The organism is Sphingobacterium phlebotomi, assembly GCF_008180195.1.
In the GTDB taxonomy this organism is placed as follows: Bacteria; Bacteroidota; Bacteroidia; order Sphingobacteriales; family Sphingobacteriaceae; genus Sphingobacterium; species Sphingobacterium phlebotomi.
Genome location: NZ_VTAV01000001.1, coordinates 195,812 through 221,542, shown reverse-complemented (window position 1 = coordinate 221,542; position 25,731 = coordinate 195,812). Strand labels below are relative to the sequence as shown.

Annotated in this window: 22 protein-coding genes; 12 read left to right on the top strand and 10 right to left on the bottom strand. The window is 42.6% G+C overall.

The annotated features are described in order from the left end of the window. Positions 1-11: 11 nt before the first annotated feature. The 9 genes from FXV77_RS00815 (at position 12) to FXV77_RS00775 (ending at position 11,037) form a co-directional block, all read left to right on the top strand. Positions 12-1,415, top strand: coding sequence for a sulfatase family protein (locus FXV77_RS00815; RefSeq protein WP_222867680.1), 1,404 nt, complete (start codon positions 12-14; stop codon positions 1,413-1,415). Positions 1,416-1,439: 24 nt separating this feature from the next. Beyond that, positions 1,440-2,543: a glycoside hydrolase family 88/105 protein gene (locus FXV77_RS00810; RefSeq protein ID WP_148917326.1), complete on the top strand. Its 1,104-nt coding sequence runs from the start codon at positions 1,440-1,442 to the stop codon at positions 2,541-2,543. A gap of 57 nt (positions 2,544-2,600) precedes the next feature. Continuing rightward, positions 2,601-4,421, top strand: a complete 1,821-nt coding sequence (locus tag FXV77_RS00805) for a sugar-binding protein (RefSeq protein ID WP_222867679.1) — start codon at positions 2,601-2,603, stop codon at positions 4,419-4,421. 75 nt (positions 4,422-4,496) lie between these two features. Beyond that, positions 4,497-7,325 carry an MGH1-like glycoside hydrolase domain-containing protein gene (locus FXV77_RS00800; protein ID WP_148917325.1) on the top strand — a complete coding sequence of 943 codons (2,829 nt, stop codon included), beginning with the start codon at positions 4,497-4,499 and terminating at the stop codon, positions 7,323-7,325. Positions 7,326-7,333: 8 nt separating this feature from the next. Continuing rightward, positions 7,334-8,449: a glycoside hydrolase family 130 protein gene (locus tag FXV77_RS00795; RefSeq protein ID WP_148917324.1), complete on the top strand. Its 1,116-nt coding sequence runs from the start codon at positions 7,334-7,336 to the stop codon at positions 8,447-8,449. A gap of 35 nt (positions 8,450-8,484) precedes the next feature. After that, positions 8,485-9,591, top strand: a complete 1,107-nt coding sequence (locus tag FXV77_RS00790; RefSeq protein ID WP_148917323.1) for a glycoside hydrolase family 88/105 protein — start codon at positions 8,485-8,487, stop codon at positions 9,589-9,591. A 36-nt stretch (positions 9,592-9,627) separates the two neighbouring features. Next, positions 9,628-9,939, top strand: a complete 312-nt coding sequence (locus tag FXV77_RS00785) for a hypothetical protein (RefSeq protein ID WP_148917322.1) — start codon at positions 9,628-9,630, stop codon at positions 9,937-9,939. Beyond that, entirely contained in the window at positions 9,936-10,292 is a 357-nt protein-coding gene (locus tag FXV77_RS00780; RefSeq protein WP_148917321.1) for a hypothetical protein, read from the top strand. Before FXV77_RS00785 ends, FXV77_RS00780 begins: the two co-directional genes overlap by 4 nt. A gap of 37 nt (positions 10,293-10,329) precedes the next feature. Next, positions 10,330-11,037: an AAA family ATPase gene (locus tag FXV77_RS00775; protein WP_148917320.1), complete on the top strand. Its 708-nt coding sequence runs from the start codon at positions 10,330-10,332 to the stop codon at positions 11,035-11,037. A 31-nt stretch (positions 11,038-11,068) separates the two neighbouring features. Here FXV77_RS00775 and FXV77_RS00770 read toward each other — a convergent pair whose 3' ends face one another. Both FXV77_RS00770 and FXV77_RS00765 read right to left on the bottom strand, forming a co-directional pair. Beyond that, positions 11,069-12,328: a FecR domain-containing protein gene (locus tag FXV77_RS00770; protein ID WP_148917319.1), complete on the bottom strand. Its 1,260-nt coding sequence runs from the start codon at positions 12,326-12,328 to the stop codon at positions 11,069-11,071. A gap of 22 nt (positions 12,329-12,350) precedes the next feature. Continuing rightward, positions 12,351-12,914, bottom strand: a complete 564-nt coding sequence (locus FXV77_RS00765) for an RNA polymerase sigma factor (protein WP_148917318.1) — start codon at positions 12,912-12,914, stop codon at positions 12,351-12,353. Positions 12,915-13,177: 263 nt separating this feature from the next. Here FXV77_RS00765 and FXV77_RS00760 point away from each other — a divergent pair, with 263 nt between their 5' ends. Both FXV77_RS00760 and FXV77_RS00755 read left to right on the top strand, forming a co-directional pair. Then, positions 13,178-13,780, top strand: a complete 603-nt coding sequence (locus tag FXV77_RS00760; protein ID WP_148917317.1) for a MauE/DoxX family redox-associated membrane protein — start codon at positions 13,178-13,180, stop codon at positions 13,778-13,780. 129 nt (positions 13,781-13,909) lie between these two features. Further along, on the top strand, positions 13,910-14,251 hold the full coding sequence (locus tag FXV77_RS00755) for a hypothetical protein (RefSeq protein WP_148917316.1): 342 nt from the start codon (positions 13,910-13,912) through the stop codon (positions 14,249-14,251). 50 nt (positions 14,252-14,301) lie between these two features. Here the strand turns inward: FXV77_RS00755 and FXV77_RS00750 are convergent, their stop codons facing one another. From FXV77_RS00750 to FXV77_RS00740, 3 genes are all read right to left on the bottom strand, one after another. Continuing rightward, complete coding sequence (locus FXV77_RS00750; RefSeq protein WP_148917315.1) at positions 14,302-15,741, bottom strand: TlpA family protein disulfide reductase; 1,440 nt, start codon at positions 15,739-15,741, stop codon at positions 14,302-14,304. 2 nt (positions 15,742-15,743) lie between these two features. Further along, positions 15,744-17,054, bottom strand: coding sequence for a RagB/SusD family nutrient uptake outer membrane protein (locus FXV77_RS00745; RefSeq protein WP_187443962.1), 1,311 nt, complete (start codon positions 17,052-17,054; stop codon positions 15,744-15,746). A 107-nt stretch (positions 17,055-17,161) separates the two neighbouring features. After that, a complete protein-coding gene (locus FXV77_RS00740) occupies positions 17,162-20,749 on the bottom strand; it encodes a SusC/RagA family TonB-linked outer membrane protein (protein ID WP_148917313.1) in 3,588 nt (1,195 codons plus the stop codon). Between the two features lie 603 nt (positions 20,750-21,352). Here FXV77_RS00740 and FXV77_RS00735 point away from each other — a divergent pair. Then, positions 21,353-21,850, top strand: coding sequence for a helix-turn-helix domain-containing protein (locus FXV77_RS00735; RefSeq protein ID WP_148917312.1), 498 nt, complete (start codon positions 21,353-21,355; stop codon positions 21,848-21,850). A gap of 40 nt (positions 21,851-21,890) precedes the next feature. On the opposite strand, the gene FXV77_RS00730 is transcribed toward FXV77_RS00735, so the two are convergent. The 5 genes from FXV77_RS00730 to FXV77_RS00715 form a co-directional block, all read right to left on the bottom strand. Continuing rightward, positions 21,891-22,802: an Rpn family recombination-promoting nuclease/putative transposase gene (locus tag FXV77_RS00730; protein ID WP_148917311.1), complete on the bottom strand. Its 912-nt coding sequence runs from the start codon at positions 22,800-22,802 to the stop codon at positions 21,891-21,893. A gap of 23 nt (positions 22,803-22,825) precedes the next feature. Next, on the bottom strand, positions 22,826-23,419 hold the full coding sequence (locus FXV77_RS00725; RefSeq protein ID WP_148917310.1) for a hypothetical protein: 594 nt from the start codon (positions 23,417-23,419) through the stop codon (positions 22,826-22,828). A gap of 267 nt (positions 23,420-23,686) precedes the next feature. Then, positions 23,687-23,854, bottom strand: a complete 168-nt coding sequence (locus FXV77_RS22640; RefSeq protein ID WP_222867678.1) for a putative polyvalent protein kinase domain-containing protein — start codon at positions 23,852-23,854, stop codon at positions 23,687-23,689. Positions 23,855-23,871: 17 nt separating this feature from the next. Next, on the bottom strand, positions 23,872-24,081 hold the full coding sequence (locus FXV77_RS00720; RefSeq protein ID WP_148917309.1) for a hypothetical protein: 210 nt from the start codon (positions 24,079-24,081) through the stop codon (positions 23,872-23,874). A gap of 180 nt (positions 24,082-24,261) precedes the next feature. Further along, positions 24,262-25,716 (bottom strand): TlpA family protein disulfide reductase, encoded by a 1,455-nt coding sequence (locus tag FXV77_RS00715; protein WP_246162131.1) that lies wholly within the window; start codon positions 25,714-25,716, stop codon positions 24,262-24,264. Between the last annotated feature and the right edge of the window lie 15 nt (positions 25,717-25,731).

Genomic DNA, 25,731 nt, shown 5'->3' with positions numbered 1-25,731 from the left:
TAATCATAAATATGTACAGACACGTCGATATGAATACTTCCACTACAACGAATAATAGGATTAAGTTCCTATTATTCGTCGTTTTATATACATTTTTCCCATACGATATTTCTGCTCAACAGCACCACCACAAGCCCAATTTCGTCATCATCATGGCGGACGATCTGGATGTGCAGCAGCTTAGTTGTTATGGCGGGAAAAATCTAGAGACGAAACATATTGACCGACTCGCGTCAGAAGGATTAATGTTCAATTCCATGATTGCTTCGGAAGCGATGTGTATTCCCACGCGAGCTTCCCTATTAACAGGTTTATATCCAGCACGGCACGGTGCTTATCAAAATCATAAACCGGTATATGATGGACTCAAAAGTGTCGTACATTACCTCGGTGATTTAGGATACCGTGTCGGACTAACGGGTAAAGACCACATGACGAAACCGAAAGCTATCTTTCCTTTCGACCGCGTCGACGGATTTGAACCTAATTGTGTATCACCAACGGATGTCTATTTTTTGGATAGCGTTCAACACTATATCACGCAGGATTCACCCTACTGTCTTTTCATCATGAGCAACAACCCTCATGCCCCATGGACCGTTGGAGATCCGCGTGAATTTAACCCCTCAGAATTAACACTACCTGCACATTGGGTTGACACCGAACAAAGCCGTACGGAGTTTCGCAAATACTTAGCTGAGGTTAGACGCTTAGACAACCAAGTAGGTGATGTCTTAGCGATGTTGGAGAAGACCGGACAGGACAAAAATACCATTGTCATTTTTCTAGGCGAACAAGGCCCACAATTTCCCGGAGGTAAATGGGGACTTTATGATTACGGCCAAAAAAGTGGCATGATCGTTCGATGGCCGGAGAAAGTCAGCGCAAACGTAGAAACAGATGCTATCGTACAATACGAAGATATCACACCTACGCTAGTCGATATTGCGGGAGGTGAGGCGATTACCGGTTTGGATGGTCAGAGTTTTAAACAGGTGTTGACTCATCCCGAAAAACCACATCGGGAGGTCGCGTTCGGCATTCACAACAATATTCCAGAAGGTCCGGCATATCCTATGCGCAGCATCCGGGACAACAAGTATAAATTAATTTTAAACCTCTTGCCTGATGCCACGTATAGTATCAAATGGATGATGAACTTAAAAAAACCTCAACTGGTGTGGACAACTTGGATCGCTCAAGCTGAACACGATGCTGCAGCAGCAGAGTTAACAAATCGTATAGCGCACAAACCAGCGGTTGAATTCTACGATTTGCAACAAGATCCCCATGAACTGGAGAATCTCGCGGAAGAATCTGCTTATAAAAAATTAATCACAAAATATACGGATCGTCTGCAGAACTGGATGAAAGAACAAGGCGACTCTGGTATAGATATGGACACAAAATTTTAAATCTATTAACTAATAATACATCTTATGCTTAAAAAACCACTTCTATTGTTATTAACAGTTTGTTCATTTCAACTGTTATCTGCCCAAGACAATTCGCTAAAAAAGTTCCCAAAGGGATCAACGCCGAAAGAAATCGGCAAGCAATTAGCTTATCATTTTATCAATGGCAGGCATGAACTTTACGATCGATCAATACATTATGCTGAAGTATGCACTTGGAACGGCGCATTAGACTACGCACTGGAAGTCAATGACAAGAAGCTTATCAAGCATTTACAAGACAAATTCGAACCCCTTTTCACACACGAAAAAGCATTGCTTCCTCCCATGAACCATGTCGACTACAATATGTTCGGCAGCCTTGCCTTGAAACTTTATCAAATAACGAAAGATGAGCGTTATAAAGAAATGGGATTAGCATATGCCGATACACAATGGGAAGTCCCTGCCAACGCTAAACCGGAACAAAAAGCTTGGGCGGAAAAGGGCTATTCTTGGCAAACACGTCTATGGATTGACGATATGTACATGATTACGGTGGTTCAGGGAGAAGCCTATAAAGTGACCGGTGATCAAAAATATCTTGACCGCGCCGCCAAGGAAATGGTCTTATACCTAGATGAATTGCAACGTCCTAATGGCCTGTTTTATCATGCACCTGATGTACCTTACTATTGGGCGCGCGGCGATGGCTGGATGGCTGTCGGTATGCCTAACCTCCTGCGTATGATGCCTGAAGATCATAAAGATCGCCCGCGTATTATGGAGGGTTATCTGAAAATGATGAAAAGTCTTAAAGACTATCAGCAACCCAGCGGTATGTGGAACCAGTTGATCGATGAACCAACCTTTTGGGCAGAAACGTCTGGAACAGCGATGTTCACTTATGCTTTTATCATTGGTGTTCAGGAAGGATGGTTGGATGCCGCAGAATATGCTCCTGCTGCGCACAAAGCTTGGCTAGCCATGATTCCATATATCGATGAGCGTAATAACGTTACCGAAGTTTGTATCGGTACGGGCAAAAAAAATGATAAGCAGCATTACCTCAACCGCCCACGCAACCCAGGAGATCTTCACGGACAGGCACCGTATCTTTGGTGTGCAGCCGCACTATTAAGTAAATAAAGAGTATTAGCAGGAGATAGAGCTACCATAGCTTCCGTAACATCAATAAACTAAGTTATGCGTTGGAATAAAGGTTTACTAAAAATGAGTGTTTTACTCACTGCTCCGTTTTGTTTACTTGCAGCCTGTGAAAAAAGCACGAACCCACAGGAACAAGAAGAACCCAAAATAGAAGAGCCGAAAGAAAATGATTCGGAAAATTCAGGAACCGACTTGGAGATTACGTCAATAGAACAGCTCAATCAAGGAGAAGTTGACATCAATTCCCACGCGGATTTCACGTCTCGTTCATCGTTGAAAATGAACTATAGAAGTTATATCGGTATAGGTAAAACTGGTCTTGGTGTTGATAATCCGCGTTATCCGCGGATAAAAAAGCTTGCCAACGGAACCTATATCCTGTTTTTCCACAACGCTCCACAAAGTATTGGCGCTAGTTGCGATTACGCCGTCAGTAATGATTTGGTCACGTGGACGTCTAAGGGAAAAATATACCAAAATTACGAAATCGTTGATAGTCATGGAGAAGATAACGAACGTCGATTTGCTACCTGCGACGCACTGGTACTTGCAAATGGCGACATTTTAGCCGTTGCCTCGTTTCGCGCAAATAGAGGCTATCGCGAAAAGCCGCTCGATGCGGGTCTTGTGCTGCGGAGAAGCACCGATCATGGTCAAACATGGAGCGAACCTATTGAAATATACCAGGGTGTAAACTGGGAACCTTATCTCTTGGAACTGCCGTCAGGCGAAATCCATTGTTACTTCACCGATAGTGATCGTACCAGTGATCACGGTACAGATACTGGCACGGCGATGGTGGTATCCAACGACAACGGCAATAACTGGACACCATCTTTTGGTTCTGATCCGTATTATGTATTACGTACAAAACACATCATAGACGGCGGCACGTACTTCAACAACCAAATGCCTTCTGTCATCAAATTAAACAATAGCAATGAGCTGGCCGCAGCACTTGAAGCGAATATCGGAGGTTACCACATATCTTTTGCTTATTCTGGCGAAGATGGTCAATGGGAACACCTCTCTAAAGATGAAGAAGGTCCTGCGGATCGCAACGATCTCGCTTTCTCGGGAAGTGCGCCGTATCTCCGGCAGTTTCCTTCGGGCGAAACTATTCTATCGTATAATCACAATTCTAGATTCCATCTCAAGATGGGAAATGCCCAAGCACGCGCATTTGGTGAGAACTATTCACCGTCGGTTTTTACGGGAGGATATTGGGGGTCACTAGAAGTGGAAGATAGCCATCAAATTATCGGCGTTATGCCAAACACAGGCGAAAAGGAAATAACATTGGCAAAATTCATACTCAATCATACTATACATGCTTCGCAGCGAACCGTCAATATAGACGGGGATAATACCGACTGGGAAAACACCGATGAAGCGCTTTTCGTCGGCGAAAAATCACAGGCACAAGGAACACTTCGGGTAGCTGCAGACAATGACAGTGTATATTTCTTGGTTGAGGTGCTTGACCACATTCTTACGGATGAGGATCATGCCATGATTTATATAGCAGCTGCTGACAAAGATGCCTTAGACGAAGGGGCCTACCGCTTAAAAGTAGCGCATAATGGCCTGAAAGAAACGTCCACGTACACAAATGGATGGACGAGCGGCAGTTTAGGTGCGAACGCCAAGTCCAACTTTAGAGGCACGCTTGACAATAACTTTGATCGAGATCACGGTTATATGGTTGAACTGGCCATCCCACGTTCCGAATTAACGATCAAGTCAGAACAGATACTCGTTAATTTTGCCATTCAAGATAATGAAAGTGGCGAAGATGCTGTTACACGTACTAACGGGACAAGCACAGCGAAGTGGATATCGGTCATGGATCTCTAATCAAAAACAAGGATACGAGCGGCTATTTTTCCCGCTCGTGTCCTAAACTAGCCGACTTTATCATCGCCTATTCACATGGTTATTAACAACAAAAAAAAATATAAACATCTATCCCTTGCCGTACTTCTGTTAACGGTAGTATCTAATCTTATTGCCCAGCCCGCTCCTACTATCTATACCAAGTGGGAGCCGGGTTTTACGCATTCGCTGCAGCATACACATGATATGGCTCTACCTGCATGGGGGCCATATTCCACTAAATTTAACGGCATATCACATGTGCCTGCAAAAAACGACGGTATTCGATTTGATGTGGTGGTACAACCCTCGCTCTATTTTCGAAACGTCATACCATTGGCCAGCACACAACGGGAATCCGGTTATCATCCGTGGGATGCCTCAGCAGACCTTTCCTATTTTGTCTATAGGTTTCAGCTGGAATGGAAGGATCAGGTATACTGCGACGTATCGTTTAGTAAAATAGACGAAAACAGTCGTCTTATTCGGGCGGCTTACGTGAATAATACAGCCCGTACCCGCAGCATGGCACTAAACATCTTCAGCTCGATCATGTATCCCTATCAAAAAAGGATGGGCATAGTCAGGCCGAACGACACCCATTTTTACAAAGCCTCAGACTATATTAACTTCACGGATTCCATCAAGGCCTTTAACTATAACTTGGTTTACGACGGGCAGTTAAGAGGGCAGATCAAAGATGAAAACGCCGCTAGCAAAACCGCTATTGTAACCGGAAAAAATCCGGGGGAGCAGCTATCCTATCAATTTATCAATAACCGACAATTGCAAGAAGGTGTTATCTTGTTGCGGTACCGCTCCGTCGACAAGGCTAACGCAAAAATAAGTTTCAGGCTGCATCATCAAACGGCTCAAAACATCGTCTTGCCCTATAGTAAGGAATACACACTAGCCGAAGTGGCGGTAAAAGATTTACCCACCGGTAATTTTGATCTCACTTTGAAAACCTTAAGCAAAAACAAAATTGCGCTGGACGGTTTTATCCTTTTAAAACAGGATGAAATTGAAATTATAAAATTTCAGGAAGAGCATATCAACCGGATACCACAGGAAATTGAAAGTGGCGTAAACAATTCAGCTGTCTTTAAATACGATGATATCGATGAATACTATGGCATCCTTTGGAGTGATAGCCTGGCCGACCGTAGAGCGCTGTTTGACGATAATCCCGATAAGGCTTTGGCCCATTTTAACCATCTCGTCAAAAAAGAACATCGATCTTCCGACAAATCAAGAATAGGTGGTAACAATAGCGGGTACTTCGAAAATATATTTTCGGCGCCTATCAACGTCGCTCCCGGACAGCAAGTAAATCGTTATGCTTATATTGTATCGGGTCGAAGTGAGAAAGAAGTTATCGATAGAATCAGAACGTTAAGTTTTGCTGAGCGAGAAGTAGAAAACATTTACCATAAACAGCAAGCTATTTCCGATCGTTGGGAGACCAATAAAGCGGGAGAACCGTATATTTTTAGCCAACAGCTGATGGCGGCCACCACACTCACCAATGTCAACTATCCCACATTCGCGGGCAATCAATACCTGAAACACACAACGCCGGGAAAGAGGTGGAGTGCGTTTTATACCTGGGATGCCGGATTCATCGGTTTGGGTTACAGCAAATTGAATGCAGGACGTGCACTGGAGAGCCTTAATGCCTATACCATGGATACGAATGAGCAGTCTGCTTTTTTGGAGCACGGCACTCCCCTACCGGTACAAGCTTATCTCTTTAACGAACTGTGGAATGACACGCAAAACAACGAATACCTCACCTACTTTTATCCACGACTGAAACGCTATTACGACTATCTAAATGGTGCGGAAAGTTCGTCTACCCGAAAACTTAAATCGAACCTGATACAGACTTGGGATATATTCTATAACTCCGGCGGATGGGACGACTATAGCCCGCAAGTGTATATGCATAGACATAAACTGGCCAGATCGACCGCAGCGACTGTCAACACCGCCCATCAGATCCGATTCGCCAAATTACTGAAAATGGCGGCCATCCATTTGGGATACCGACAGGATGTCAAAAACTACGACGAAGATATTCAGCTATACAGCAAAGCGCTTCAAGAATGGTCATGGGACGAATCATCTGGTTATTTTGGTTATGTCCAGCATAATGATGATGGAGAACCAACAGGTATATTGCAACACGATTCCGGTGTTAATTTCAACATGGGACTCGACGGTGTGAGCCCGTTAGTGGCCGGTATCTGTACACCCGAACAGCAAAAGAGGTTAATCGAACATATGTTCAACAAAGATAAGCTATGGACGGATCAAGGGATTACGGCTATCGACCAATCCGCCCCTTACTACAACAAGGACGGGTATTGGAACGGACGGGTTTGGATGCCGCATCAATGGTTTATCTGGAAGACGATGTTGGATCTGAATGAGCCGGAAAAAGCGATACAGATTGCACAAACGGCATTGGACGTTTGGAAAAGGGAAACAGAAGCGACATATAACTGTTGGGAAAATTTTAGTGTAGAAACGGGAAACGGCGGTGGTTGGCATCAGTTTGGGGCACTATCTTCGCCCGTACTGAATTGGTTCAATTCCTTATACCGACCTGGAAACGTGACGCACGGATTCAATGTATGGACACTTGCACAAAAATTCTATCCGGAAAACAATGGATTTGAGGGCCAGTTTCGATTGTTTGCAGATCACGGTGAACATTCTTCCTCGCTGCTTTTCTGCTTGAATGATGCTTACGATTATCAAGCCACACTCAATGGCAAAAGTGTGCCGCTGAATAAAGTACTCGATGGTTTATACACGATTAAAATTGTTATGGAGAAAAAACACAGCAAAATTTTTAATTTAGAAATAAAACCACAATAAACGATAACATGATACGATTCCGCTTGCTCCTACTCTTGCTATCTGTTGTACTGTATTCGTCAGCACAACAAATACACGATGACTGGGCTTTAGGTCCGTTCGTCCGGCCGGATGGCGTGAACCCCATTATCTCTCCCGACCCGAACAACACTTTTTTCGATCCGATGAGCAAACAGGAAATCGCCTGGGAGGCGGGTGACATTTTCAATCCTGCCGCTGTCGTAAAGGATAATCGCATATACGTCCTCTATCGTGGAGAAGACAAATCCGGCATGGGTATCGGCAAACGTACCTCCCGTATCGGGATTGCCGAAAGTAAAGACGGTATTCATATGAAGCGGGAAAAGAAACCTGTATTTTATCCCGATGAAGACGAACAGAAGGAAAATGAATGGCCTGGCGGTTGTGAAGATCCACGTATCGCTGTCACAGCAGACGGCCTATATGTCATGCTTTACACCCAATGGAATCGGAAAGTGGCAAGACTAGCTGTAGCAACCTCCCGAGACTTAAAAAATTGGACTAAACATGGTCCTGCTTTCCAAAAAGCGCATAATGGCAAATTTAAAGATCTATTTTGCAAGTCTGGCTCTGTGGTTACGAAGTTAGACAACGGCAAGCAGATCATTACGAAGGTCAATGGAAAGTACATGATGTATTGGGGCGAACGCTATATGAATATTGCCACATCGGACGACCTCATCAATTGGGTACCTACCTTAAATGAGAAGGGCGATCTGGATTTGGTAGTTACACCACGCCGAGGCTATTTTGATAGTGATTTAACAGAATGTGGCCCTCCGGCTCTCCTAACCGAACACGGTATTTTAGTGTTGTACAACGGTAAAAATAAAGGAGGTGATGGCAGAGATACAAACTATACCGCTAGAACCTATGCATCCGGACAGGTACTCTTTGATCTCAACAATCCTTCGAAGGTTATCGGTCGGCTAGACAAACCTTTCTTTGTGCCCACCGAGCCCTTCGAAAAAAGTGGACAATACCCGGACGGCACCGTATTCATTCAAGGACTTGCCTATTTTAAAAATAAGTGGTTTCTGTACTACGGGTGTGCCGACAGCCAAGTAGGTGTTGCTGTGTACGACCCCAAAATCAAAAACTAAAATTAATTATGAATTCTTTTACCAAAATCAATAGGATGCTTAAAAAAACAGTTCTATTTTTATTGACAATTTGTAGTTTTCAGTTCTCATTCGCCCAACATAAAGAACTGACAGACTTTCCCGAAGGTTATGCTCCAGAAGAGGTTGGCAAACTTATCGCGTATCGTTTTGTGTATATGGGCAATGCCCTACATGCTGGAAAGTGGATTGGCTATCCGCAGACGTTTTATTGGAAAAGTGGACTCAACTTTGCCGAGCTGACGCAGGACAAATCGCTTACCACATACTTAAAAAACCGCTTTGAACTTCTGTTCGACAAGGACAAGGCATTACTTCCTATTAAGAACCATGTGGATCTGAACATGTTCGGTAGTTTACCCTTGACGCTATATCGTATCACGGAAGACAAACGTTACTTCGATCTTGGATTACCCTACGCCGACACGCAATGGGAAGTGCCTGCGGATGCTAAAACCGAAGAGAAGGCTTGGGCTAATGAGGGTTTCTCTTGGCAGACACGCCTATGGATAGACGATATGTACATGATCACGATTGTGCAGAGCGAAGCTTATAAGGTAACCGGTGATCGGAAATATATCGACCGTGCCGCAAAGGAAATGGTGCTTTATCTGGATGAGCTACAACGTCCGAACGGGTTATTTTACCACGCGCCGGATGTTCCGTTTTATTGGGGTAGAGGCAATGGTTGGATGGCCGCGGGTGTAACCGAATTGCTTCGCTATTTACCGGAGGACAGCGAATATCGTCCACATATTTTGGAAGGATACCGCAAGATGATGGCCAGTTTAAAACAATATCAACAACCGAATGGTATGTGGAACCAATTGATTGATGAAGCGGATTGTTGGGCAGAAACATCTGGATCAGCTATGTTTGCGTACGCCTTCATCACCGGCGTGAAGCAAGGTTGGTTGGATTCGAAAGAATATGCGCCGGCAGCCCGTAAAGCTTGGATAGCATTAGTAGACTATGTGGATGAAAAGGGGAGTGTATCGGAGGTGTGTGTTGGTACTAACAAAAAGAACGATAAGCAATATTATTATGATCGTCCGCGCAGGACAGGTGATTTTCACGGACAGTTCCCCTACCTGTGGTGTGTGAATGCTTTATTGGAGCAGTAAATTAACCCTACAGAATCTCCCATTTATGTTTAAATCATGAATGCAATGAAAGGATTTGAGATAACGATTAACGATGAACAACAAACAGTTGCTGTAAACAAGGGAACGGTAATTATAAGTATTTCATGTAAATTTGGGCTTTCTATTACAGGCGCGGATGACGAAGAAGGGGTTTCATTACGGTGGAACTCTTCTACAGTCAATATGGGCGATAAAATTAATATTACGCCCATTGATACAGATTTTACTGATCCTCCTTTGGAAAAAACGTTGACGAATTCTAAGGATCTACTCGACGTTTACTATAATCTAAAAGAGATATTAACTAAACAAGGATTTATCAAATGAAGGCTATCGAGTTTAAATATAAAGAACGTACCTTTTTGATTCCTGCAGTTCCTTTTACCTCTGTTTTGATTTACCAAAGATACGGTGACTATTATACAGATTTACAAGGATGGGAGGTGACTTCGGAACAGACTATGAATCAGATTGAGAAACAAAATTTTCACTTGAACATAGAAGAGGATAACCTAGAATTCAAAATAACAAGCCTAACACCATCCGTCGCAGTTAAACTAATAGACAACGAAGTAAAAAGTTTCGGATCATTTCCGTTAACCGATCAAGATTACGGACAAATGTTAGATAAGTTTTATACGCTAGAAAAATTTCTCAAAAAAGAAGGACTGATTGATTAAGAATGAGTGGATTCAAAATCATCTTACTAAAACTATCATGATCTACATTGAACGGTTGCGAAATAACAAGCCTTTGAATGAACGTAGCACCTATCCGTACAATATCCCATCCATCGCTAAATTAAATGAACTCGAATTTCAGAAACCCGTCACCTTTGTTATCGGTGAAAACGGTTCTGGAAAATCGACACTGGTTGAAGCCATTGCCATTAATGCGGGATTCAATCCCGAAGGTGGAAGTCGTAACTTTAATTTTAAAACCCAAGATTCGCACTCGGATCTATACCACGACATTAAACTCATTCGATCAGCTTACCGGAATAAGGACGGCTATTTTCTAAGAGCAGAAAGCTTTTATAATGTGGCAACAGCAATAGATGAGTATATCGTACATGACGCTTATGGAGGGTCTTTACATAAGCGATCTCACGGAGAAGGCTTTTTGGCATTGTTGCATAATAGGTTATACGGCAACGGCTTGTATATCCTTGACGAACCAGAATCAGCTTTGTCCATTATCAGTCAATTTAATATGTTAACGAGAATCAGTCAACTAGTCGAAAAACGCTCGCAATTTATCATTGCTACACACTCCCCTATTTTGTTGGCTTACCCAAACGCTGATATCTATCAGGTGTCTCCGGATGGTCTAAAATTGGTAAACTATGAGGAAACTGAGCAATATCGGCTGAGTAAATACTTCTTAAATAACTATAAAAAAATGTTAACGGAACTCGGATTATAACATTTTTATGAAGCCGGATCATGATAACGCATCACTCCCACCAAGCTAATCTCCCCTCCGTTTTCTTCGTTACTTCAGCATCCTCTGGGCAGAAACTGATCATACCCTTACTTTCGTATAGTAAAACACCCGCTTGCCGGATGGCAGCAAATACCGCTTCCCTATCCTTACGGTAGCACACCGTCGTTGTAATACGTTTATCTGCTGGCAGACAACTATAATCTTTTACCTGAAAGCCATACCAACGGCTCATTTGCCCTACGAACTCCCGTAATGGTATATCCTTATAATGGCGTACCGCTTTTGTCCAGCGCAGCAACGTCTCGGGTTCTTTACGTACCCCATATTGCAGGCTATCCTTTTCCTCGCCGTTGGTTTTATTGACAAAACGCGCAACGGAACCCTGCGCCCCATAGCAGTCCAGTTGCAACGTTTCCTTTCTGCTGTTAGCGTGCAGGGTCAGCTCCCCGCTTAAAGCTGCCGCTCTTGTTACATTTTTTTGGCTTAGCAACGCAAAGTCTCCATCAAAGGATGTGACAAAACCATTGTGCGTAGCGATTATCAAGGAATCCATGTAACGTTGTGCTGGTCGCTGCACATAAGCCTCGCCTTGTACCTTTATCTGCTCGGTTTTCTGTTTTTCGGGGGCATACTGTAAGGTAGACTGTGCATTTAGACGGATATATGTACCATCCGGAAGCTCGACCATCGCCTGCTGTTGTACGCCTGTTTCCAATACGATGCCTCCTGCCGGTTCACCCTTGCGCTGCCGTAACTGGAATATACCGTCATCCGTTTTGAAAACCTGTATATTTCCTTGACGCAACAGCAGGCCGTGTTCCGCACTTGCGACTTTCCTGTGCGCTGTATCGCCCCATCTAATGGACACGACCGATTCGGTTAATGAAATCTCCACATCGCTGGTCAGCCCAGCACACGGGCCGTTTAGAATGTTATAGGGCTGCTGGCCTCCCTGATAGTGGTAGAAAGCCCAAACAGCAAAACCTACGATGGCAAATGCTGCTGCAACTTGCAACCATTGCGATTTGAGTCGTCTTTCGGTTGGACCGTCTCCTCTACATATCCGTTTGAAATCAGGTTTCCACCCCCCTAGCGGGTTAGCAGGTAGCTCATCGCCGATTTCCAACAGCGTTTCTGCAAACATGTCGTCGAACTCCTCGTCGGTATATATTCGTTGCGATGCCTGATATTCCGCCCATTCCTGGGCGGACAATGTTTCCAATACTTTCTTCCTGATCAATGCCTTTACATATTCTCTTTCGTATATCATGGCTTTATAACTTAATCTTATGCTATATAAATAAGGTGAGCAGATCCTTTAGCCCTTCCCGCACCACCTTCAGTGTTCTGGAAAGGTAGTTTTTCACAGTCTGTTCGGCCATGTTATGCCGTTCCATGATCTCTTTGTTACTTAATCCAAGAAAGCGCGATTCGATAAAAATTTCGCGTTCTCTCAGTGTCAGGGTATCTGTTATTTCCCGTATCTGCCGATCGATTTCCTGTAGTCTAAGCTTACCATCCGCTTTATCGGTTCCTGGCACATCATAGTTTTCCTCTAAGGGCAATGTATTCTTCCGCTGCACTTCACGAACGATGCTGAGCGCCTGATATTTTGCGATACGCAACATATAGAAAAAGGGGGTATCCAGCACTGCGATCTTTTCCTTTTGCTTCCATAATGCTATCAATGTCTCCTGAATCACGTCCTTTATAATGTCATCATCGCTTATAAACTTCTTCACGTATTGATAAAGCTCCGCTTCATAGCACTCGAAGATCGCTTCCATGGCCTTTTCCGGACAATGTACCAAGTCTTTGAAAGGATCATTTCTGCTGTGGTTTTCTTGTTCATTCATAGGTTACCCCCTTTTTCCTTTACGTCATCATAAAAATTTATTTAACTGACAATCAATAAGATAAAAAATATTTTGCTTTTTAGCAGGTACGAAAAACCCGTTTCTGCTAGTAGTATATAGAAAACGATAAGAAAGATTTAATTAGTTAAACCAAAGGTAAAGTAAAAAACAGAAATACACAAGAAAAAATCAAAACAAAATATTGATTTACAAATAGTTGCAGAAAAATAGCGACCTGACATTGTAATGAAAAAATATCAACTATGAAAACAAAAAACCTACATATCGCCCCATTTAGCATCCAGCTTTTCCTAATGATATTCTGGCTGTACGTCGGGGTGGAAAAGTTATGGAACCTGCAGGGCTTCCATTCGGCTCTACTGCGTCAGCCGTTTCCGGATAGCTGGGCCGATATGTTATACTGGAGTTTACCGATGATTGAACTCGGTATCGGGTTGTTATTCGTCTTCCAGCAGCGTACACGGCTTGCTTTTCTCTTTTCGGCACTCTTGCTTCTTTTATTTTCCGTCTATATAGCCTTCGGAATAGCTGGTCTATATGCTGAACGACCCTGCGGCTGTGCTTCAGTATTAAAAGGATTGACCTGGGAATGGCACCTTACCGTGAATCTTGCTTTATTCAGCCTGTCTATACTGGGGTGGTACTTGAGTGGACCAACTGCCCCCATGGACAATTGTGGAATGAGGTCGAAACGATCCCTAGCGCTGTTCCGAACGTATATGCTGCTCCTTGCCGTACCGGTTTATTTGGTTTTCTTAGTTTTTATCAGAAGGTTTCCGAGAAGATTCGCCCTATTCCCGGGTAGGCCGGTACGTTTAAACCTAAATTATACGTTTGTGGTGTAATCGTAAAAAACACTACCGAGGTCAAAGACAGACAGATACACCTCGTTAAAGCAACGTATCGGTCAACAGATAATTAATCTAGAGTTTTTTGAGGTAATCTTTTTTTGAGACTATAAAAAAGGCCATATCATGAAAGCTATATCTTTCATCAAAAATAACGCTATAGCCATGAGCATTGCTCTGGCAGCAATAATAGGTTTTTCGGCTTTTAAAGCGGCTGAAAGCGAAACACAAACTGAACGGGTACTTGCCTATAACGCAACAACCAATCAGTACGAAGAAGTTTCGAACTATAGTGATGAGAACTGTGAGCCGGGAACGGAAATCTGTTCATATAAAACCGAGGCTCCTGCAGGATCATCTCCTGGTCAAGTCCCTTCCGAAATACCGTTAGACGACTTAGGTGATTACATCCATCTAATGGAACAGAATGGACCCAGTGAAAGTCAATATGATTTTAGCAATCAGTAACTTTCAAAATAACTAAAAATCGGATCCAGGTAAATTAACCCGGATCCGATTTATATATTCTCATCCAAGAGTTTCTGAAACGCAAGTTTGCCTTCCTTGTTAGTAGGTTTTTCGGCGAAGGCAGTGATTAACTTTCCGTCCTTACCAATAACCATCAATTGAGGGAAACCCACATAATTATATTGACGCAACATTTCATGGAAATATCCTTGCTCTCCGACGTGGAGGTCTATTGATGTATCGCTTGTATATTTACCTGAAGTCACCCCAGAAAGCCAATGTTCCTTGTTCTTATCAACATTTATAGTAATTAGCGTGACTTTCTCGTTATGTGGATAGGCGTCTAAAAATTGTTTGATATGACCACTCAAGATGGCACAAGGCTGACAACCGTTAAACCAAAACTCCAAAACCAGAATCTTTCCCCTAAAATCTTCTAATTTTTTAAGATTTCCAGCGACGTCTCGAAATGCAAAAGGATAAGCCTGCGCCCCATGCATCTGACTGTCAAGAAAAGAAATCATTAGGCGAAAACGCCTATCATCAATCACGTCTTTCGTGCTCCGCAATTCTTCATCGAAATATCGACGAGGATGCTTGACATAGTCAAAATAGAAAGATACTAAAAGTTGATCTTGAACATAGCCTGAATAATCCACATTAAGTATGTGCCAGAACTGCTTGCCTCGTTCACGCTCATCCCACATTAGACTATTGGCTTTTAAATCATTAACTATATGATGTTTAAGAAAATCGATATAGTTATATGCGTATTTCGTAATTACATCTGGTGTCAGATATTGCTTAGAATCCTCCAATAACTTTTGCAGCATTACATAAGCCGCGTTGTCGATTATCCCCCCTTCCTTTGAAAGCGCCCTCCGCGACAGTGATTTGAGAAATCCGACGACGTGAAAAGACTGGTAGTTCAGCAACAATCCTTTCTTTAAATCTAATGCGATGTCATCTATTTTATCATACATCGTCTGCAAGGAGTCCAAACATTTTATCAAACTTTTATATTTCCATTCATAGGCCGACTTATCCATAGTGCCAAACGCTTTTGCCTCAGGCCATGTTTCGGCATATTCGACTTGGATTCTTATAAGTGGGTCAACGTTATCGGATAGATCAACACCTTCGGAATTTATCGTTACTATTATTTCTGCGCCGTCTCTCACAAGCAATAAATTCATATTTCTAAACAAAAAATAGCTCTTACCTGCAGAGTTCACATACCGGATGTTAACGTAAGCATAGTCCTCTAGCACGTCAAAAACCACTTGAAAATCACCTTGATGATCTAGGTTATGTTGATGGACTTCCGCAAAAGAGTTATGAAGAGAACGGAGATAGTTACGATGAACTTCGACATACAATTGCCCCCCATCTAAAATCTTTGAATCTACTGTTCCGTAAATTTTCGATTCAGCATAAGTCTCTAATAAAGACAAACTTAATATCACAAAAAATACTAAAAATTTTCTCATTACTATCTTATATTTTGGTTTATGTTCGAAAGCGCGATCTCGTCATCAGGTATCGGAAAAACATATCGAGCGTCGTTAGCAGGTAATACATATTCTTCAGATCCCAAACGTCTTGTGAGGACAATATTACGCCCTTCTTTATTTAGCCGCTTCAGATCAGACCAACGCAATCCTCTCCATACCAAACTCTTTCTCCTTTCTTCTAATATCAAATCGAGCAGATCGTTGGCATCAAGGGTCATGATGCCATTAAAAGTGTCGTGAACAAAACGCTTATTGAGCAACATTTCTAAGTCTGTCGCTGCTCGCTCGACGTCTCCCCTCCGCGCGTAGCCCTCGGCGCGTATCAAATACATTTCGTCTGTTGCCAAGCCGGAGAAATCATAAAATCCCGTCATGATATATCCCCTCTTTTTATTGAAATTTCCTTCCCTGTTTTTAAGGAAATTAATGGATAACCGTAGATCGTTGGGATCGTAAGCATCTATTAATAAAGTATCAACTGCCATCCATAACCTTTCACCTACTGAGGTCAACCTTGCGTTTGCAATGAGATGATTCGAACTGAATATGACTTCATCTAGATCGTTCAGAAAAGGCGTAGCGCAGTCTTTACATATGTCATTATAATCAACTAGAGTTGAATACCTTATCAAACAGCTATCCGCGTAAGCTGATGCTTGTTCGTATTTTCTCATAGATAAATATACTCTAGCTAGCATAGCGTAGCTAGCTTCCATAGATGGGCGATTTCGATTATTCGTTGGAAAAGGGCGCCCTTTTAATAATCTGGCAGCTTCTTCCACGTCTCCGATAATTAAATCAAAGGTCTCCTTTAATGTGGACCTACTTTCAATCTCATCTATAGCTGCTTCCGTCCGTAAGGGAAGTCCCCAAACTTCGTGGGCAGTCTCCTCATCATAGGCTTCACAAAAGCCTGCCGCAAGGTCATAATACGCATAGGCTCTAAGAAATAACGCGGCACCCTTGACGTATTTACTTTGTTCGGTATTTAGGTCTATATTTAATTCAACCAATCTATCCAACACGGCGTTCGCGTAGAACACAGCTTTATATTGATCGTTCCAATCAGATTGTTCGATTTCACCACCAAAAAGATCGGCATTCCAGACATAGGTATTTCTCTCGGTCATTGAAGACAATCCTTCCCACTCCACTCGACTGACCAAATAATAATCATCACATGAGGCTACTTTTAAGCTTCCGGTTTTACCGAAAACGTAGGAGTTTTCCAATAAATTTTCCAAATCATCCAAATCGTTCAGCATGTCGATATCTTTAGATGGTTTCATATCTAAGAATGCTGAATCACATGCAGCAAATAACACAGATAATAAGAAAAGTAGAAGGTGATATTTAAAAAGTTTATATTTCATCATCGTAAGTACATTTAATACAACTAAATATTAGTTCGGATACCCAGAGACCAGCTACGTGCAGCAGGTATCCCTGTTATGGAATTGGGATCGATATCCGATCGGTTCGCGCGCCAAAGTATGCCCAGATTATTCACATACGCGTAAACATCGAGGTTACGCGCGTTTTTTGGTCGACCAATGGCAAAACGGTAAGACAACTGGATATCCTGCAGTCGAATATGATCACCCCTTTCCACAGTCGCTTCGGAATAACTGTAGAAATTTATTCTATTGGAGTTCGTGGGATACGTGAGCGCCGGAATATCGGTGACGGCTTCATCTCCAGGATTCTGCCAACGATAAGCAAATTTTTCCTGTCTGTAACCATAACTTCCACCATTGAATATATTCCGATTTCTATAGAAGTATCCGAATTTATACAAGATATTAAAAGAGAAGTTCAAGGAACCAAATTGAAATTCATTACGTATACTTCCATAGGATGTCGGGGTACCAGCGCCATGGAAAATGAGTTGGGAAGGCTCCAAAAGATTGCGTATCGCGCTATAATTCACACTTTCCTCTCCATCCAACATGCCGACGGGCTGCCCCTCCTCATTTAACCCAGACCAAGCAAAGCTAAATATGGAATTATAGGGATAGTCCTCTAACGGATTACTCCAGTTCGATTCAACGATCATACGGTTAGATCCCTTTTCGCCTTTGTATTCAGCGACTTCATCCTTTATCCAATTCAAAAGCCAGTGTGTGGTCCATACGAAATCGGCAGACCTGATATTTTGAGAGCGTAAGACTATATCAAAACCGTCAGTCTTCGTTCGAGCAGAATTACCCCGAAATGTCGTCAAACCAGTTTGCGGAGCGATGGGACTGTCACCGATAAGATCGTTAGCATGATGATAAAAGTAGTCGACAGAACCCGATAATCTAGCATTTAGCACCTCAAAAGCGAGCCCTACGTTGATTTTATTTATTTTTTCCCAACGCAACGATGGATTAGGTGGATTTCTTATTTCCGTGTAATAGCTTCCCCAATGGTTTATGCCATTACTGCTCGAACTACCCGTGGTCGATGTTAATAACGCGGAAACAGATTTATCAACGTTCCCAGTGTAGCCATAAGTTGCTCTCCATTGTAATTTGCTCAACCATGGAATATTATAGAATTCTTCTCCATGAAGGTTCCATAATAATCCTGCCGACCATAAAGGTACAGCACGTTGATTCGCTTTTACGCCAAACAGATTGGAGGCATCCTTCCTTGCGCTCAAAGACAATACATACCGGTGGTCATAATCAACTGATGCATTGGCATAATATGAAAAATAACGATCAACACCGCCAGATTCGGAGGCATTTGTAGGTATCCTGCTCGTTGACGATGGATTGTAATACATCGAAAAAGGTGTCAGGAAATTCATAGTGGCGTTGGCATTCACACCGGTCTCCGCTATGTACCCATAATATCGAAAAGAGTTTGCTCCAAACACATTATCATTCACCTCGATCCCACCAATGGCATTGATCTCCAGCTTCTCGAGAACTACATCTCTATAATTCGCCTGTAGTCGTCCATAGTTGCCACCCCTGTGCTGATACGATTTATCGAGAATACCGCCAAGAGGTACCGGATAGAAAAGAGCGCCTCTCTCACTATCGATTTGCGTGAACTTATTGATCATATCACGTGCCGCATATGAATCGGGAGCCGCTTCGACATGCCGTGTCGATTGTTGATTCAGATACTGATACATTGCTGCGATCTGTAATTGTGGAATTGGTCTATAGTTCAATGTCAAGTTGGTCCGTAGCATGTTGATATTGCCATGCGTGTTATGTCGGTCAATTTCCTCTATGGGCTTATACCTCCAGTCCAACAGACGGCCACTCCCCGCGGTATCGGCATACTCAGCTCTTAACATGCTAGAAGAAAGCGCCATGGCATTGCCGTCTTGGTCTACCAAGCGATCATAAGGTGCGAGAGGCGAGTAACTATGGGCGCTCGATCGATTTACGGTATTCGTATAAGATATTCCGGCAGACATTTCCAAGCGATCGTCAAGCCACTTTGTATTTACCGTACTGTTTATGGACTTGCGGTCGGAGCTATTCGGTCTTAGATTTAATCGGTTATTATCGTAACCTCCCGATATAAAGAAACTTGTCTTTTCTGTACCCCCGCTGATATTTACGGCATATTGTTGGTTAAGTTCCTTTCTGTAAAAATACTTATTTAACTCGTCCCTCACATCGTTGTGGCCAAGTTCATCTAACCGCATTTGGGCTTCCTGCGACGAAATTTCACCCGTTGATCTCTTTTGAAATATAACGACCGCTTCTGGGATATGACTGTAGTCATTGCGTAGGCTACCTGCGTAATAACCCTTCTCGAACAAAAATTCCTGCAGTCCAATATATTCGGAAGATGTAAGTTGAGGTCTGTAAAACAGATTGGGCTTATCTGCCAAAGTGATATTGGTATTTAGTTCAACCTTCGTTCTCTCTGCCAATCGGCCCTTCTTCGTGGTTATTACGATGACACCATTTCCAGACTTTGCTCCCCAGATCGCAGCAGCGGCAGCGTCTTTCAGAATCGTTACACTTTCGACATCATTGGGGTTGATTGAACTCAGATCACCTTGGAAAGGAAAATTATCGACAACTATTAGGGGATTCGGATCTGCAAAAATTGTAGAACGACCACGCACACTAGCAATAGACTGATTGTTACCGACTTGGTTCCGATCAAAAAGTACACCACTGGTCACACCATCCAATCTATCCAAGATATTAGTGCTTACCCTCCTATTCAGCAGTTCATTATCGATCTGCACAAAACTCCCGGTTGCTCGTTCTTTCGGTATATGCTGATATCCCGTACTCACGACTTCGACTTCCTCGATCTGGTTTTCTAAGGATTGTAACAGAATTTCTAAATATTCGGTATCCGCATTGAAGTTAATAGAGTGAGGCTGAAAGCCGATATGCCTGACCTCTAGTTTCCCCGTATTTACAGAGATCGTAATCTGGAATTTTCCTTCCTCATCTGTACGGGTCAAGGTTCCGCCGATTCGCAATGAAACACCTTCAACTGCTTTGCCATCAGTAGCAGAACGCACCTCACCTAACAAAATTCGTTTTTGCCCTTCGGCAGTCCGCGGAATCGCGGACTGCGCCCAGGCGTCTGATAGATTAAACAACATGAAACAAAGTAACCCTGTCAGACAAAGGGTTACTCTGCTCGTCATTGCCTCTACCTCTCTCCTACTTTTACTGTACCGCTGATCTACGCCAGAGGTACATGCGTTTAGTGGATCTTTAGTAGATCTCCAGTAGCTTCTTAGTAGATCTCCAGTACCTTTTCGGTACATTCCCCGCACACTAACAGTACACTCGCGGTACATTAATCGTACATTTCTCGTGTCATTGTTAGCTGCTTCTTGGGTCAAACTAGGGCCAACCCTGGGTCGTTGTTGGGTGATCCTTAGGTCATTCTTAGGTTGAGTTTGGGTCGTTCTTGGTTCGGGGGTCCTTTCATTTCGAAAACGGGCTCTGTCTTTGCGTAGGCTAAAAGCCAGCCCTCTCCCACCCTCGTAAAAATTCTTCATTTTTAAGGTTTTTAGGGTGTGGACTAAGGCGCTTCGGCGACTTTTTCCTCTGCTAGCTCATCACTGCGCCTAAGCCTAGCTTAGACCACACAATTAGTAAAATGATATTAGAAATGATGCGAACAATACGAGGCTTCATAACTGGTTTTATGATTCGGTTCTAAGCTGTCGCACCTATGGGAAAGCCATAATGGCTGAACGGATCCACCTAGTCTGGCGGAGCAATCAAATTTTTGTAAAGTTTTTCTTTTTCGGTTTTCATTGCTCTATTTTTTATAGAGCCTCGCAATACCTAAATAATTAGGCCGAGGCATACTGACGTTCGAGCTCCCGGTGGTAATCGGGGGTAGTAAACTACCAGACACAATCAGTAATACCTCGGCCCAATATAAATATTGTACCGAGGTGTTCACTTACCGCTCGTGTCCTAATCAATTACCACATTGCTCGAACGAGACCTTTAAGTAAACACCTCACATTCGAATTGAAGTGTTAAAAATAGTTATCTAATTACTCTTTATTCATACCTAATTATATTTCTATAGCTATAACTATAGCCAAATATAGTCATAACTATAGAGATTGCAAAAAAAAACGAACAAAATGCACAAAAAATCTCTATTTGAGCTTGAAATCATTAACCGAAGTATTCAGATAAGAACGTATCATAAGAAATCACAGTCATATATTGCTATGATATTGGATGTGACGGATGGATATATTGGCCACATTGAAAATCCTCTTAGACCGGAAATGTATACCCACGATCAAATAAATGCTATTGCGCTAGATTTAGGTATTTCTCCTCACGACTTTTATCCGCACACCGCTGTTGTTCAAGATCTGCCGAAAAAGAATGCTAAACAATATTGGGAGAAGGCAAATGCAATAAGAGAGAGGTTGAATTCTTTAATTGATACTAATTTTTTCAAATCTGAAAAGTCTGTGCTGGATATCATAGATAAATTGAGGAAAGACAAAGATTTTCTCTATGGCGACCTTACCAATAAGGATATTACCGACCAAGCACGACCCTTGGTCAACCAAGGTCAACTAAAAAGTAAGAGAATTTCGAATAAAAATTACTACTATATACCTTAAGCAGAACGCAGAATTTAACGGTATTGGAGTTTTGAACGAGCTACTTCAGTTTCTGGACTTGCTCAACAGTAAGCCCTAAATCTTCGGCGATATCTTCTACTGAAATCCCCCTCTTTTTTAAATTCAACGCATATTTTAGTTTTTCTGCCTCGGCTTTGGCGCGTTCTTCCAGACGACCTTTCTCTATTCCTTTCTCTAATCCTTCTCGACGCCCCTCTTTAATTGCGGTAAGGCGGACACTTTCCGCATCCCGCTTGTTCTTCAAACTTGACTCGTATAATTTCATATCCGATTCCGTTAAATTTGCTACCTTTCCGATGTCAAATATAAGCCCAAATACCCGATTATCCAAAAACTTCGGCATTTCATCCAGCTCTTCCATATGCCTGAACAGATACAGCCACATATCCATATAGCTCTTAATTTCAGAATGTTCCTTATTAAAACAAGGCAAGACCAATAGCTTGTATCCTAGCTTGTCATAAAAAACCTTTTTGTTTTGCTGATCACACAAGGCCACATCGTAATAATACTGATTAGGTATCGATCGATCCAGAACAAAGTTTAGTATACCAACGAAGTAAACTTCCGGCAATTCATATGTATTGCCTTTGTGTCCACGCGGAACGAGCTTATTGATTAGTCGAGAGGTATAGTACACCGTTCTATCCTTAAAGAACTCCTGCGACAGCTGCTGCATTTCGATGATAAAGTGACTATTGTCCGCACTGGTGCAGTAGAGGTCAAAGACGACCTTACGATCTTTATCCTGCGTACCATTGTGCTCGGCTGGACGATATTCGAGATCTTTGATGACCTTCTCCCCATCAAAAAGACCGTTAAGAAAATTGATGAGATTTGGTTTTCCACCATCCGGGCCGAAATATAGTTTCATGCCGAAGTCGGTACACATATCTACATACTTGCCCAAGAAATTTCTGTTCTTTTTCATAACACTTACAATTGGATTCAGCTTCAAAGATAAAAACTAAAACTAAAAAAACTAATTTTTTTAGTTATTTTTATCATTACGCCGAACGGAAATGCGACGCCGGCGGACGGAAGTGTTATGCCGTCGTGCGTCGACGTCATTTCGTTGCCCATCTTTACGCTCCTTCCGCCCATCTTTTTCACGTCGGCATATTGGGAAGTCCTCTCGGCGTATGGCGAAACGTTGCCCCTGTCCAAAAAAACGTTAACCCCGTATGCCGACAACATATCGACGTACGGGAAGATGGTGTCAACATACGTCAAAGCGATCAGGATGGCCGGAAGCATCATCTCGGCAGACGAAAGAATGAGCATGATGGACAGCAGCTTAGCTTCGGCGTAGGGAAAAACGAATCTCCCGTACAGGGAGACCAATCGGAAGGACATCTTGATCACTTCCCTGGACTGGTTGTTTGTATTCCCGTACAACGACGTAGTGTTGTTGCTCGGCGAACTGTTAAAGTCGTACGACGACAGCACGCCTGCGTACGGGAAAACAGCGATGGTATATTTCATCGGGTCTTTGTACATGTACATGTTGATGCGCGCACGGAACATATTGACATTGTCCCCGGACATAGTTAATATGTCAGATGAGTTATTGATTATGTCCCGTGACATTGCCGTCCACTACAAGGACTCTGTCATTCACGCGCGGAACATCTCCAAACAGTCCCGTGTGGTCATTGACCATTCAAAGGACATTGTCGTTATGTCAGGCAACAAGTTCGTTTTGACACTGTTCGAAACTGAAAACTTCATTGCTTGGTTGATTATGTCACTGTACATAGTCGTTAAGTACATGGTGGGCGAGGCTATGTATATGTACAAAAGGGAGGCTTTGCACTAATTTTTGTCAAAAAAGCGCTTACTTAGATAGAACACGGTATCAAAAAAATAGAATACTCCTGCTCTAAAAAGAACATTTTCGTCATGAAGGTCTTCAAGGATAATACCATGTTGCTTACTCTCGTAATCATTATTTCGAATGTTGGTAAAGGTATTATACTCCAAGAATTGTCTTAACAGAACTAAATCTGTGATTCCGTCAGATACTTGAACCCTTCTACATTTACGACAAGCTTTTCTTCTTCACTTTTGAGACGCTCTTGTTTTTCAGATTCTTGACCTGTGCACGCATGAATTCTAAGGAAATTTTGGATTTTTCGGAGTTGGCTTTGATCGCCAACCTGTCCATTTCCACAAATGATATTTTGTAATTCTGATTTAACATCTTTCATCAATATTATTTGTACAAAAACAAATATGCAAATTATAAATCAAACGCATCTAGAATATCCGCACGCTCGCACGAGACATGGCTTTATTCCGTCCCCTTAATCGTCATAATCACACCGGGATATTTCTCATAATCTGCGCCGATGTTCATCTTCTCGACTTTACTGTTCCAGTCGTTCTCGTTATCTCAACAATTTATTCAGCATGGTCCGTATTCGCTTATCAGACGGTCGTGGCGCGTTGGCATCCACAATCTGACCTTTATCATCCAGGACTATAAACCGCGGTATCTGCTGGATTTGGAATGCTTGGGAGATACGTTTATGGTTGTCCGCATCCACCCAGACCTGTATCCCTCCTAGCTGTTCTTCACGCACAAAGTTTATCCACTTTTGCTTATCCTTTTCCCTATCTACCGAAATGCTGACAAATACGATATTCCTATCTGCATAATCATGCTCCAGAAGTTGAAGTGAAGGAATTTCCTGAATACAAGGGCCGCACCAAGTCGCCCATAAATCGATATAGATATACTTGCCTTTCCAGTCTTTCCACGTAAAGGCATTACCTGAAGTGTCCTGCATCGTCAACAGCGGAGCCGGATTACCTTCAAGCATCCCTTCCATGTCTTTAAATTTTTCTTTTACCTTTTTTGCCAGATCGCGGTAAGGGGAAGCAGAACCAAATTTATCGTACAACTTGCGTTTGAAGTTCGACTGAAGGGCGAAAGCATAATATTCATATAACGGTCTATCTGAAAGTTTTTCCGTCACATAGTCAATATAATCTTTTTCGGAACCAGATAAGCGATGGGATTCCTTTAGAAAATAGTCGAGAAAATAAAAATACGCTATACCCTTATCTGCTCTGGTTGTATTTACTTTCACGCTGTCCAGAAAACTATAGTAAACCGTATCAGCTTGATAGCCGTCTTGGCGGTAATTACGTCGCATGGATGGATATAGCAATCTAGCCATGATGGCATCTGTATAGATATTCCATTCACTGACATGCCTCAAATGTTTGGAGACTTTATGTTCGTGGGTATACTGTTCCAGAAATCGTGATCTTTCGGATTTTCGTTCTTCGACATAGGCTTGATACCGTAAAGGATCATAATGTACATAGGCAAAATAATTTTTCAAATGCTTATCCCTATATTGGTTAAATTGCCAGTCTTCTTGATTCAAATAATAGCTGTCGGCATGATTTTTTCCTGTAATCTGCAGCGTTTTTTGGATATCGCCCATGGTCACTTCGACGTGTTGTTTACCCTTGGGCTTGAGGTAAAGATAGACCATTTCCGGTCGGTTGGTGCCTGTTGTCATGGTGGTATCTTTACCGTCTCCCTTCGTTAAAGTAAACTTTTCTTCAACCGGTGTGGAGCCGAACATGAAGAACGCCCTCACGGGTGCGGAGATGTCGATATCAAAGCGAAATTCGCCATCTGGACCGACTTCGAGCTCTTGTTTTTCCATCGTGCTCAGTACCGTATATGCCTGATAACTCAGGGATACGACACCTCCTTTGAAGCCTGTTATTTTACCGGTAATCGTGGTCTTCCCCTTGGCGGCATAGGTAATTCCCGCGCCCATCAGAAGGCAAAAGAGCAATAACAATTTCTTTATATGCATCATGGTCGAATTTTTAAT